This is a genomic window from Paenibacillus sp. KACC 21273 (assembly GCF_028736095.1).
In the GTDB taxonomy this organism is placed as follows: Bacteria; Bacillota; Bacilli; order Paenibacillales; family Paenibacillaceae; genus Saccharibacillus; species Saccharibacillus kyungheensis.
Map to the genome: position 1 here is coordinate 978,367 of NZ_CP117876.1, position 12,576 is coordinate 990,942.

The following is a 12,576-nucleotide window of genomic DNA, read 5'->3' on the forward strand; positions in this document are numbered from 1 at the left end:
GAATGATGAGTTCAACAGATTCCAAAGCTTATGCTAAAGTAGTCGAAAATGGTGTACAAGCAGTCGAAGAAGCTAAAAACCTGCGCAATACAGGATATAGCGTTGAAGAGATTTATGTACTTGCACATCAAAAAGACCGTACTGAAAAAATTGCAGAAACAGCTAATGCCAAAGAAGTTGGCGTGAAAGAAGAAGGAATGTTCGATTCTGTAGCTAACTTTTTCCGTTCACGGGGAGACGAATTGCGCTCCAAAATTACATCTATGGGCTTTACGAAAGAAGAGGCTGATTTCTATGAAAGTGAACTCGATTTGGGCAAAGTACTTGTTATTGCCAATCGTAAATCATAAAGAAGTTGTATCAAAATATAACAGTGAATCGTCTACCTTCAATTTTACTTTTTAGTAGAATTGAAGGTTTTTTGACGAGTTTTGATACAGCTTCTTTTTGGACAAAAGAGGTATTTGATCTATAATAGAAACTGCATTTGGTAATGAATATCAATCAGTATACGTCTAAAAAAGCTGAAATAAGGCGACAAGGAGAAATTATGCATATATTAATAGTTGATGATAACCCTACTAATGTGATTATTATTCGTGAAATTCTTAAGCGAGAAAAATATACAAATATAACGACTTCTTCTTCTGCACGTGAAATGTTTGGATATTTAGGGATTGAAGATTCAGGTGTAGTTAATGTACCGAAGATGAACAAAGTGGATCTGGTATTGCTAGATATGATGATGCCGGAAATGGATGGAATTGAAGCTTGTCGGATAGTGCAACAACATGATGAACTACGTGATATTCCGATTATTATGGTTACCGCTGTAGGGGATTCTAAAAAGTTAGCTGAAGCTTTGGATGCAGGGGCAGTCGATTATGTGACCAAACCGATTAACAAAGTGGAACTGTTAGCAAGAATTCGCCTTGCGTTACGCTTAAAACATGAAAAAGATTGGCACAAAGAGCGTGATCAACATATTCAAGATGAGTTGAAATTAGCAAGTCAGGTACAGCATGCTGTATTAAGTGTACCTATTCAAGAAACCAATATTCAAATTGAAGCACTTTACAAGCCTTCATTTGAACTAGCAGGAGATCTATATGCCTGGTATCCGTTAGGCGAAGGACGATATGGAGTTATTTTGTTAGATATGATGGGACATGGTATTTCTTCTTCTTTATTCTGTATGTTTATCGCTTCTGTATTGAAAGATACAGTAACGACTTATGTAGAACCAGAAAAAGTAATCCAGGAGCTGAATCGACGCTTTAACCAATTGCATATCGAAAATCAACTGGTGCAATACTACTTTACCGCTATTTATCTTGTTGTCGATACCAAATACAAACGGGTAGATTATGTAAATGCGGGTCATCCACCAGGACTATTTTTCCATGACGATGGGGAGATTACCAAATTATCCACCACTACATTCCCGGTTGGATTATTTGATCGTATTGAAGCAGAACCGAAAAGCTTTTCATATGAAGGCGCTGCTCACCTTGTCCTTTATACGGATGGTTTGCTGGAAATGGTTGAAGGTGATCAAGATGTACAATTAGAATTCTTGATCAATGAATTGAAATCCAGTCATCACATCAATAAACAACAGATTGAAAAAGTATTTTTTGACGAGATATCTTCACAAGAACGTGATGATGATAAATGCTTAGTATGGATTTCTTTGGCTGAAGGGGCGGAGCTTGGATGAAAATTAGAACGAAGCTGGTTATAGGATTCAGCGTTATCATTTTGACAATGATGACGCTGGCTTTTATCAGTTATGATCGAATGAATTACATGAATGCACAGTTAGATAAAGTGTATCAAGATCGGTATTTAAAAGTAAGATATTCTACAAGCTTGCGTGGGGATATGAATAGTATTGCCAAAGCATTAGCGAATCAATTGCTAAGCGCTTCATCAGAATCGGTATCCGAAAGTCGTGCTACTGTACAGAAGTTAAGTGATGATGCTCAAAAAAATGTAGATTTATTACAAAAGAGTGCTCAAACGTTAGAAGAAAAGCAAATGGTTAATGAAGTTGCCGATGCTTGGACAGACTTTGATGCTTATGGTGATCAAGTATTGAATCTATTAGAAGATAATCAGATTGCTCAAGCTAACAATTATCGTACCGGCACAGGGCTAGCTGCTCAGAATAATTTGGGTGCTTTAGCGAACGCATTAGCAGATTATCAAGACCTTGCAATCGATCAAGAAATAAAAAATGCGAATCAAGCATATCAGAACTCTATTCAAACAACCACCTTTGTCATGTTAGGTGGCATTTTGTTGAGTCTACTGATTATGTTATGGATTATTCCAAGTATTAGTAAAGGACTGGGAACAGTTTCCTTAATGATCAACGGTTTTTCGGAAGGGCGCTTACGGGCAATCAGCCGAATTAAAGTACAATCCAAAGACGAGATTGGCGATGTAGCTCGTGTGTTTCAAGAGATGGCAACGGATCTGGAACAGCAACGAGAAGCAGAGCATCGTTATCAAAAAGCACAACAAGATCAATCATGGCTCAACTCGAACAGTGCACGCATTACAGAGTTATTACGTGGCGTTAGCACATTAGAGCAGAGTGCACAGACATTTATCAATGAATTTTCTCCGACATTGGGCGCACATCTTGGTGCACTTTATGTACGTAAGATTAACAACCCTAATGAACTTGCTTTGCAAGCGTCTTATGCAGGGGAAGGTACATTACAAGCGAAGCCTACTTTGATGTTGGGAGAAGGTCTTGCAGGACAATGTGCTTCTGATCAACACCCTATCATGTTGGATCATGTACCTGATAATTATGTTTCTATTCATTCAGCAACAGGGCAGAACCCACCTCAAAGTATTATGATCTATCCGATTTTATTTGATGATGAATTGTTAGGTGTCATTGAATTAGCTTCTTTAGAAACATTTACAGAGTTGCAAAAACAATTACTTGCGCTGTTATGTCATAATTTAGGCGTGATTTTGAATAATATTAATCGTCGATTGCATATCGAAGAGTTATTGCGTGAATCGCAAGCGATGACGGAAGAATTGCAAAGTCAGTCTGAAGAATTGCAAATGCAACAAGAAGAACTAAAACGCACCAACGAAAATCTGGAAGAACAAACAGAAGAGTTGAAGCGTTCAGAAGATTTGTTACAACGTCAGCAAGAAGAGTTGGAACATTTCAACACAGAATTAATTGCGAAGACACGTGAATTGCAAGAACAAGTACAACAAGTGGAAGAGCAGAATCAAGAGATCGAACAAAGTCGTCACCGGTTAGAACAACAAGCACAACAATTATCAATAAGCAGTAAATACAAATCAGAATTCCTTGCTAATATGTCTCATGAATTACGTACTCCACTAAACAGTTTACTGATTCTTTCTCAATTGCTTACAGAGAACAAAGGCGGTAATCTGACCGAGAAACAGGTAGAGTATGCAAGCACGATCTATATGTCCGGAGCAGATCTACTAAAAATGATTGATGAAATTTTAGACTTGTCCAAAGTAGATGCAGGTAAAATGGATATCAATCTAGAGGCTGTACCGATGAAAGCGATCGAAACATTTGTAAATATGAACTTTGCTCCGGTGGCTATCCAAAAAGGAATAGATCTAAATATCAATATTGATGATAACGTTCCAGAAGCTGTAGTGACAGATGATCATCGAGTGAAGCAAGTGTTGCGTAATATGTTATCGAATGCGTTCAAATTTACAGATAAAGGTCATATTGATGTCAATATTAAAATTCCTGCTGCGGAACAAGTACCTTCTTATCTGAATCGTAAGCATGATTATATAGCTATTACAGTAAAAGATAGTGGTATTGGTATTCCAGCAGATAAACAAGATATTATTTTTGAAGCTTTCCAACAGGTAGATGGTACAACCAGTCGTAAGTATGGTGGTACAGGATTAGGATTATCGATCAGTCGTGAATTATCCCGTCTACTTGGTGGAGGAATCGGACTGGAATCGGAAGAAAATAAAGGCAGTGCTTTTACACTTTATTTGCCAAGACAAGATGCACTGACCGATGAACAGGTAACACAAGCAGAAGAATCGGATACAAATACAGCGAATCGTGATGTATATACACCAGCTGACTTTACAGAGCAATTGCTTCGCAATTCACCAGGTTCATTAACACCTAACAAAAATAGTATGAATGAAGAACAAATGATTATTCCACAACCATTAGCAGATGATCGAGATCGTTTGAGTAAAAACGATAAAGTTATTTTGATTATCGAAGATGATGTGAATTTTGCTAAAATCTTATTAGAAATGGCTCGTGGTCGTGGATTTAAAGCTTTAGTCGCTATGCAAGGTGATACAGGTATGCATATGGCCAAAACGTATATCCCGGATGCGATTATTCTTGATATCCAGCTACCTATTATGGATGGTTGGTCGATCTTGAGTGAACTGAAAAGTAATGCTCATACACGTCATATTCCTGTTCATGTGATCTCTGTCGTCGATGATGTGAAGCAAGGATTAATGATGGGAGCGATTGCCTATCTCAAAAAGCCATCAAGCAAAGAATCGCTTGAACAAGCATTCTCTCATTTGGAATCTTATACAGATCAAAGTCTCAAACAATTATTAATTGTAGAAGATGATGAAAATCAACGTAAATCGATTATTGAATTGATAGGACATGATGATGTTGCGATCACTGCTGTATCTACAGGTGTAGAAGCTCTTAATGAACTACGAAGCAAGCGTTATGATTGTATGGTGCTGGATCTGATGCTTACAGATATGACAGGCTTCGAATTATTAGATCGTATTCGTGATGATCAACAATTGAGTGATCTACCGATTATTATTTATACAGGTAAAGAACTCGATAATAAAGAAGAAACACAATTACGCAAATATGCAGAATCTATTATTATTAAAGATGTGAAATCTCCAGAGCGTTTGTTAGATGAGACTACGTTGTTCTTACATCGTGTCGAAGCTGATTTACCAGAAGATAAGCGTCGTATTTTACAAAAGCTGCATAATAAAGAAACATTGTTTGAAGGCAAACGCATTTTGTTAGTCGATGATGATGTACGTAACGTATTTGCTTTATCCAGTGTGTTAGAAGGATATCGGATGGATGTTACATTTGCTGAAAATGGACGGGAAGCGATAGAGCTTTTACAGCAGGATGATTTTGATCTGGTATTGATGGATATGATGATGCCAGAAATGGATGGATACGAAGCGATGCGTATTATTCGCCAAATTCCAGCTTATGAGAAATTACCAATTATTGCACTGACCGCGAAAGCGATGAAAGATGATCGAGCGAAATGTATTGAAGCCGGTGCTTCCGATTATGTGAAAAAACCGATTCAAACGGACCAACTTTTATCATTAATGCGTGTATGGTTGTATTCGTAAGTGAATAATTTGGGTAATGGATAGTAATACTGAAGTTTTATATCTTTCACAGACATTTTACACTTGAAAAATATACAAGAAATATTGAATCGGGGCTGAATATAATGACACAGACAGAACGTGACCAATTACCAATCAAATCCGAACCGCCCCAAGCGGATGAAATGATTGTCAATAATCTGGCAGAACGCGAAAATATCGAAGTTGATTTGCTTATGGATGGAGTTCATCGTCTATATGGTTACGATTTTCGCAATTATGCCAGAGCTTCTTTAACCAGACGAATCTGGCATCATGTGCATGCAGAGAATCTTAAATCTATCTCAGCACTTCAAGAAAAAGTACTGCATGATCGTGCTTGTTTTGAACGCTTAGTACAGAATTTATCGATACCGGTCACTGAAATGTTTCGTGACCCTTCTCTTTTTCGTATGTTTCGTGAGAAAGTCGTTCCTTTATTACGGACGTATCCTTATATTCGGATCTGGCATGCTGGATGTTCTACAGGAGAAGAAGTCTATTCAATGGCAATCTTATTGCATGAAGAGGGTTTGTTAGATAAAGCAAGAATTTATGCGACGGATATGAATAACCGTTCTTTGCAACAAGCGCGTGAAGGTGTATTTGGAATAGAACGTATGCAACTTTACACTAAAAATTATCTAGAAGCGGGCGGGAAGCGTTCGTTTTCTGAATATTATACAGCGAAATATAGTTCTGTAATCTTTCAACCGTTTTTACGAAAAAATATGATCTTTGCTGAGCATAATCTAGCAACAGATCGTTCATTTAACGAATTTAACGTTATTCTTTGCCGCAATGTTATGATTTATTTTAATGATGAATTACGTGATCAAGTTCACGGATTGTTCAACGAGAGCTTGAGTCGTTTTGGCATATTAGTACTGGGCTCCAAAGAATCGATGCAATTTACAGAATACAGTGATAGTTATGAATTATTGGATCGCGTAGAGAAAGTATATCGCAAAATTAATTAGAGATTGTAGGGGGATTCCATGAGGTTTCATGAACCGATTCATATCTTATTAGTAGATGATCGACCTGAAAACTTGCTCGCTCTGGAAGCCGTTCTTGAGAGTGAACGTTATAATCTGGTTAAAGCAACATCCGGTGAAGAAGCATTACGCTGTTTGCTAAAAGATGAATTTGCTGTAATTGTACTCGATGTACAGATGCCAGGGATGGACGGGATTGAAACGGCCAAACTAATCAAAGCGCGTGAAAAAACAAAAGAAATTCCGATCATTTTTATATCTGCAAATAGCAAAGAATCTGAGCACTTATTCGCAGGTTACTCTGCGGGTGCGATTGATTATATGGTCAAACCATTTATTCCACAGATCCTCAAGTCCAAAATTGAAGGATTTGTAAGTATGTATTTGACCAATAAACGTCATAAAACGCAATCGATGTTATTGCAACAAAAAACATTGGAATTGGAAAAAATCAATCAAGAATTAACGATAGCCAAAGAAGCAGCCGAAATCGCAGCCAAAGCAAAAACAGAATTTTTGGCAATGATGAGTCATGAGATTCGTACACCGATGAATGGTGTAATCGGCATGATTGATCTATTGATGGATACTGAACTTCAAGAAGAACAAAAAGAATATGCTTCGATTATTCGAAGCAGTGCAGATACATTGGTTATGGTGATTAACGATATTCTTGATTTTACCAAAATGGAATCCGGTAAAATGGAATTGGAAGAACATCCTTTCTCACTGGAAGCTTGTATTTCAGAAGTATTCAGTCTGTTCTCTGTCGATGCTGGCAAAAAAAATCTAGAGTTAATGTATTCTGTAACAGAAGATGTACCAGCTTATCTGTATGGAGATATGGCTCGCTTGCGCCAGGTATTGATCAATTTAACAGCGAATGCTATTAAATTTACAGATGAAGGCGGAGTTTATCTAGAAGTCATGATCAAAGATAAACTAGCGGATCGGTTAGAACTTGAATTTAGAGTAAAAGATACTGGAATTGGCATTGCTGAAGAGAAACGTGAACAATTATTCCAACCATTTTCACAGCTTGATTCTTCGATGACAAGAAAGTATGGTGGTACAGGTCTTGGCTTAGCTATTTGCAAAAACTTGGTCCAAATGATGGATGGCGATATTCGATTAGAGAATACACCGCTTCATGAAGGCTCAGGTGCTGTATTTGTATTTACGATTTGTACAGGCGAATATGTTATGGAGGATCCCACGCTTGGATTGTTAGAAGAGCGTGCAGAGCATCTATGGTCGAATAGACATTCATCGGCTCCTAATATTCTTGTTGTAGATGATCACCCTATCAATCAGAAATTAATGGTAAGTATGCTTAATCGTTTAGGATACAATCCGGATATGGCAGATGATGGAGAAGAAGCAATTCGAATGGCTTCGGTTCATCAATACGATTATATTTTTATGGATGTTCAAATGCCTAATATTGATGGCCTTGAAGCAACAAGAATGATTCGAAGTCTTCAAAAAGAAGAAAATCCTATTATTATTGCAATGACTGCTGATGTTATGGAAGGTATCAAAGGACGCTGTTTTGCAGCAGGCATGGATGATTACATTAGCAAGCCTGTCAAATTAATGAGTGTTAAAAATATGCTTGAACATTACTCTGCCAATCCTCATAATTATGAAACCAAAAAAACAGTCTTTTAAATAAAATAAGATTTGCTGATAAGAAAATAATGTTTATGTCCTGTAGTGAGCGTATACTTACAAGAGATAGAATTATTTTCTTATTTATACATTTGTTGAGACAATGAATTAAAGTAGTTTTACTGCTCTATTTTTTATGTTATATTTTGGATGTTTCAGAAGTTTTGCAGTTGGGTTATTAGTAAAGAAACCATTGTTCAGGGGAGAATGTCTATGACTACTAATAAAAATGAGAAATTTAATGTTGTAACTGAAATGGATGAAAGAGCATGCACCGTATTTTTAAGTGGGGAAATGGATTTATCGGTTGCTCCGGAATTCCGTCTTGTTATGGAACCGCTTGTTGGGGAAGCAGAACAAGATTTAATTATCAATATGAAAGACCTGAAATATATTGACAGTACTGGTATTGGTATTCTACTTTCGATTCTAAAAGCACGGCACGGTATGAATGCCAGCTTTACTGTTGAAGAAGTTCCTCCACAGATTCAAAAGTTATTTGAAATGACTGGTATTGCTAAGTTTTTTGTCCCTCAGGAGAATTCCCAATAGGAAAGGATCGAACATCGAATGAATGCTGATACTCAAAAAGTAGTTCTTAATTTGCCTGCGACGGCAGAATTTGTGGACGTTGTAAGACTAAATTTGTATGGAATTGCTTCTAAAATGGGCTTTTCTTATGAAGATATTGAAGATATGAAAGTAGCTGTCTCTGAAGCTTGTAATAACTCTGTGTTGTATGCGTACGGACAAGAGGGAGGACATGTGGAAGTGACTTTTGAAGTTGGTGAAGAAACATTATCCATTATTGTCGAAGATGAAGGGGAGAGCTTCGAATCAGTAAAGGATATGGGACAGAACAATACACTTCATGATAAAGACCTAAACGATGTACAAATCGGTGGATTAGGTTTTTATTTGATGCAAGCATTGATGGACAATGTGAGTATCGAAAATTCTGCTGGTCAAGGTACTCGTGTAGTATTATCTAAAAACCTTGCTCTAAGCGAGGAAACTGTATGAGTGAAAGATTAACTCCCCCCGAGTCTATGGACGAGGCAATCAGTATGATCTGGGAGTATCAACAAACAAAAGATAATGACATCGCTACAGTACTAATCAAAAAGTACGAGCCTATGGTCAAAATGGCTTCGGGTAAAATTGCCCGTAACCGACCGGACTTGTACGAAGATTTGTATCAAGTAGGTCAGATGGCATTAATCCGTTTGTTGCAGCAATACGATATCTCACTTGGGATTCCTTTCGAACCATATGCGATGAAGAGTATGATCGGGCATATGAAAAATTTCTTGCGCGATAAATCTTGGTACATACAGGTTCCCCGTCGTATTAAAGAAAAGGGAGCATTAGTACAACAAGCTATCGATGAATTGACCATGAAATTGGAACGTTCGCCCCATGTGCGTGAGATTGCTCATTTTCTAGATCTATCTGAAGAAGAAACAATTGAAGTTCTAGCTGGACGTGAATGCTATCACTATGTATCTTTGGATTCTCCACTTTCACAAGAGGAGAGTGCAGCTACACTAGGTGAATTGATTAGTGCAGATGTGAATGATTACGATTCTGTCGAGAAACGTATGGATTTACAACAAGCGCTTAGTCAATTGAAAGAGCAAGAACAAAAAGTATTGTTATTGGCTTTCCAGGAAGGTCAATCTCAACGCGCGATTGCTCAAAAGCTTGGTGTATCTCAGATGAGTGTATCCCGTATCCAAAAACGGGCAACTGAAAAGTTGAAGCAGATCATGTCAAATGCTTCTACTTCAGGCTAAATGCATTTTATATATGCTACGAAGTGCAGCAATGATGCTAGGATACTTTGGAAAATAGAAGATTGTTAAAATGCGCTTTATTGTTCCGAACAATGGAATAGTAAAAGCGCATTTTTTGTAAGTATACACAGCTAAATATATCAAAAAACCTCTATATTCAATCCCTATACTATGTAGGGGATATATTGAACATAGAGGTTTTTTGACTTTGATAGAAAATCATATCGTCTTATCTACCTTGAGAAGCTTTCACATAATCTAGAAGTTGAGCGATATATTCCCCGATCAGAGGCATATCTACTAACTGACTTAAAATAAAACCCAAGATACCTAGAACTACAATCGTTCCTAAAGATAGCCCTAGACCACGTGCTGCACCCGCAATAAAGTTAACAACCAGTCTGCGTTTGACACTACTATAGTTCTCAATAATGTCCTGAATCTCTGCTTTATCCAACGCTTCTGCAATCTGATCCAGACGTTCATTGAGTCGTTTTACTTCATGGCGTAATTCAAAAGGATGCTCTCCAATTTCGCTAGGAGGTTTGACGAGTTCTGGAGACCGTGGTGATACTTCCTTGTCTTTGGTGTCATGAGCCATCGGATATTCCCTCGCTTTCGTATAAATAATAAGATCAATTAAGTATATATTTCAGATGTTCTATGAACCGGACATAAAAATAGCCGACTGCAATGAGCCGGCTATTGGTGAATACCTATTAACGTGTAGGGAAACTTGTGTTGTTGCTACCCGTTGTAGAATTCACTTCTTTTTTCACTTCATTGCTTTTATTTTGAGCTTCTTTAGCTACATCGTTAGAAGCGCTTTTTACGTCTTTAGCAACGTCGTTAGAAGCATCTTTTACATCTTTGCTTACATTATCAGAAGCTTCTTTAACGTCTTTAGCTACGCTTTGAGCAGCATCAGCCAAAGAGTTACTTACTGTTTCTTTGTTTTCAGTAATAGATCTAGCTACATCTTTAGCTTTAGTAGATACCGTTTGAGCTAAAGAAACAGCAGAATCGCTTACTAGACCAGCTACTTGAGAAGTTTGATCTGCTACTGTAGTAGCAATCTCTTTCGTACGATCAGTTACATTACCTGCAACTTCTTTCGTTTTATCAGAAGCTTCTACAAATTTTTCAGAAATATCGCCGCGTAGTTCACGACCTGGTTTTGGTGCGAACAACAATGCTGCTGCTGCTCCCAACAATCCTCCGATAAATACACCTTTTACAAATGTAGAACTTGTTTGGACTGGGTACTGTTTTTCGACTTCATTCATTATTAATCACTCCTTGATTTAATTTAGATCGATTTGTCTGAACAGATCAATCTTTGTAAGTAAGAAAAAAATTAGCCATATGTTATTCCTTAATAAAGCTGTTCTCGAAGTTCAGGTATTTTGTGTAGCTCACGTTAAGTATGGCTTATATATGTGATGCTGGTAAAGGTTCAGGCTGTTCTTCTGAACAATCTGGAAACCAGACCAAGCAAAAACACAAAAATAGCAGTTCCTAGTATAGCAGGAATAATAGCAAAATCTCCAATCGTTGGTCCAAAATGACCAAATACGAGAGCGCCTAACCAAGCGCCTACAAATCCAGCAATAGCAGCCCCGATAATGCCACCTGGCATTTCATTACCTGCAAGTGCATTACCAATAACGCCGATAATAACCGCCATAACAATACTAATAATAATGCCCCACATCGTAATCGCCTCCTTTGCTGAACAAGTCAAAACACCTGTCGTAATATCAATCAGTTAGCAGTTTGTCTTACTTCGTATATAAACCCAGTACCAAAAGGTGAAACATTACATTTCTTCTATTCAATAGCGAATCGAAGCCCTTTGTTCATCGGAATGTCTCCATAAGTGTAAAGAATAAGCACAAGCAGACAGCCAAAGTGAACCAGCAATATAGCCACCAATAATATCTGTAGGGTAATGTACACCCAAATATACTCTAGATAGACCTATACCTACAATGAGAAAAATACCACAAATGACTGGAAGAGCAATCGACAAGTGACGTCTTCTACGATGCATTGACCAGATGACAAAAAGCATACCATACATCGCGGCTGCAATTGTAGAATGACCACTGGGGAAGCTATAACCTGAAGCATGCGTCCAAAATTCAAGATCAGGACGTGGACGCATAAAGAAAGATTTGAGCAATACATTGATTTGCCATGCGCCGGCTGTTGTAACGAGCAGAGCCAATCCTTCACGATACATATTATGGAACATAAATAAGATCGAAAATGATAATGCTACAAACACGGTAGAATAAAATGAACCCATATAAGTGAAAAATAACATAATCGTTCGTACAGGTTCTTCATGGAATGTACGTACATACGCTTGAAGCCCTTTTTCCCATGTGTGTATATCATATAATGCTATCGATTCAACAATCCATACGATTCCTCTTAATAATAGGAAGGAAGCTACACCTCCACCTACCAATACCATAACAATAAGGAGCCAGATCGGAATAGAAGAAAATCGTTGGGGTTGTTCATGTTTGGAATTAGAGAACTGCTCGGATGACATCTGTATCGCCTTCTTTCTTTACATAGAGTTATGTTTAATTTAACCCTAGTTTAACAAATGAATCGAATATAAAAAAAGCCTCTCCTTATTATTCAGGAAAGACTCA

12 protein-coding genes are annotated in these 12,576 nt (G+C 37.6%); 8 read left to right on the forward strand and 4 right to left on the reverse strand.

Annotated features, from left to right (window positions below; all coding sequences use genetic code 11):
* The first annotated feature begins 5 nt into the window (after positions 1-5).
* From PQ460_RS04460 to PQ460_RS04495, 8 genes are all read left to right on the forward strand, one after another.
* The gene (locus PQ460_RS04460; RefSeq protein ID WP_273616358.1) at positions 6-350 is read left to right on the forward strand and encodes a YflT domain-containing protein; all 345 of its coding nucleotides are present in this window, start codon (positions 6-8) and stop codon (positions 348-350) included.
* Between the two features lie 200 nt (positions 351-550).
* Positions 551-1,720, forward strand: coding sequence for a PP2C family protein-serine/threonine phosphatase (locus PQ460_RS04465; protein WP_274172869.1), 1,170 nt, complete (start codon positions 551-553; stop codon positions 1,718-1,720).
* Positions 1,717-5,424, forward strand: coding sequence for a response regulator (locus PQ460_RS04470; RefSeq protein WP_274171891.1), 3,708 nt, complete (start codon positions 1,717-1,719; stop codon positions 5,422-5,424). The genes PQ460_RS04465 and PQ460_RS04470 overlap by 4 nt, the downstream gene beginning before the upstream one ends.
* A 164-nt stretch (positions 5,425-5,588) precedes the next feature.
* On the forward strand, positions 5,589-6,422 hold the full coding sequence (locus tag PQ460_RS04475) for a CheR family methyltransferase (RefSeq protein ID WP_273616357.1): 834 nt from the start codon (positions 5,589-5,591) through the stop codon (positions 6,420-6,422).
* Positions 6,423-6,440: 18 nt separating this feature from the next.
* Complete coding sequence (locus PQ460_RS04480) at positions 6,441-8,111, forward strand: response regulator (protein WP_274171892.1); 1,671 nt, start codon at positions 6,441-6,443, stop codon at positions 8,109-8,111.
* A 213-nt stretch (positions 8,112-8,324) separates the two neighbouring features.
* Positions 8,325-8,663 carry an STAS domain-containing protein gene (locus PQ460_RS04485; protein WP_069325604.1) on the forward strand — a complete coding sequence of 113 codons (339 nt, stop codon included), beginning with the start codon at positions 8,325-8,327 and terminating at the stop codon, positions 8,661-8,663.
* A gap of 18 nt (positions 8,664-8,681) precedes the next feature.
* Positions 8,682-9,134 (forward strand): anti-sigma B factor RsbW, encoded by a 453-nt coding sequence (gene rsbW, locus PQ460_RS04490; protein ID WP_204827123.1) that lies wholly within the window; start codon positions 8,682-8,684, stop codon positions 9,132-9,134.
* Positions 9,131-9,907: a sigma-70 family RNA polymerase sigma factor gene (locus PQ460_RS04495; protein WP_069325602.1), complete on the forward strand. Its 777-nt coding sequence runs from the start codon at positions 9,131-9,133 to the stop codon at positions 9,905-9,907. Before rsbW ends, PQ460_RS04495 begins: the two co-directional genes overlap by 4 nt.
* Before the next feature lie 229 nt (positions 9,908-10,136).
* Here the strand turns inward: PQ460_RS04495 and PQ460_RS04500 are convergent, their stop codons facing one another.
* The 4 genes from PQ460_RS04500 to PQ460_RS04515 form a co-directional block, all read right to left on the reverse strand.
* Positions 10,137-10,508, reverse strand: a complete 372-nt coding sequence (locus PQ460_RS04500; RefSeq protein WP_274171893.1) for a DUF5665 domain-containing protein — start codon at positions 10,506-10,508, stop codon at positions 10,137-10,139.
* 118 nt (positions 10,509-10,626) lie between these two features.
* Positions 10,627-11,193: a YtxH domain-containing protein gene (locus PQ460_RS04505; protein ID WP_273613569.1), complete on the reverse strand. Its 567-nt coding sequence runs from the start codon at positions 11,191-11,193 to the stop codon at positions 10,627-10,629.
* 170 nt (positions 11,194-11,363) lie between these two features.
* Positions 11,364-11,621: a GlsB/YeaQ/YmgE family stress response membrane protein gene (locus PQ460_RS04510; RefSeq protein ID WP_273613568.1), complete on the reverse strand. Its 258-nt coding sequence runs from the start codon at positions 11,619-11,621 to the stop codon at positions 11,364-11,366.
* Positions 11,622-11,741: 120 nt separating this feature from the next.
* A complete protein-coding gene (locus tag PQ460_RS04515) occupies positions 11,742-12,470 on the reverse strand; it encodes a phosphatase PAP2 family protein (protein ID WP_273613567.1) in 729 nt (242 codons plus the stop codon).
* Between the last annotated feature and the right edge of the window lie 106 nt (positions 12,471-12,576).

Bases quoted from the DNA above. Each gene is read 5' to 3' on its own strand.
- PQ460_RS04460 (WP_273616358.1), top strand. From the start codon at position 6: ATGAGTTCAACAGATTCCAAAGCTTATGCTAAAGTAGTCGAAAATGGT.
- PQ460_RS04515 (WP_273613567.1), bottom strand. From the start codon at position 12,470: ATGTCATCCGAGCAGTTCTCTAATTCCAAACATGAACAACCCCAACGA.
- rsbW (WP_204827123.1), top strand. From the start codon at position 8,682: ATGAATGCTGATACTCAAAAAGTAGTTCTTAATTTGCCTGCGACGGCA.
- PQ460_RS04495 (WP_069325602.1), top strand. From the start codon at position 9,131: ATGAGTGAAAGATTAACTCCCCCCGAGTCTATGGACGAGGCAATCAGT.
- PQ460_RS04465 (WP_274172869.1), top strand. From the start codon at position 551: ATGCATATATTAATAGTTGATGATAACCCTACTAATGTGATTATTATT.
- PQ460_RS04505 (WP_273613569.1), bottom strand. From the start codon at position 11,193: ATGAATGAAGTCGAAAAACAGTACCCAGTCCAAACAAGTTCTACATTT.
- PQ460_RS04510 (WP_273613568.1), bottom strand. From the start codon at position 11,621: ATGTGGGGCATTATTATTAGTATTGTTATGGCGGTTATTATCGGCGTT.
- PQ460_RS04500 (WP_274171893.1), bottom strand. From the start codon at position 10,508: ATGGCTCATGACACCAAAGACAAGGAAGTATCACCACGGTCTCCAGAA.
- PQ460_RS04470 (WP_274171891.1), top strand. From the start codon at position 1,717: ATGAAAATTAGAACGAAGCTGGTTATAGGATTCAGCGTTATCATTTTG.
- PQ460_RS04480 (WP_274171892.1), top strand. From the start codon at position 6,441: ATGAGGTTTCATGAACCGATTCATATCTTATTAGTAGATGATCGACCT.
- PQ460_RS04475 (WP_273616357.1), top strand. From the start codon at position 5,589: ATGATTGTCAATAATCTGGCAGAACGCGAAAATATCGAAGTTGATTTG.
- PQ460_RS04485 (WP_069325604.1), top strand. From the start codon at position 8,325: ATGACTACTAATAAAAATGAGAAATTTAATGTTGTAACTGAAATGGAT.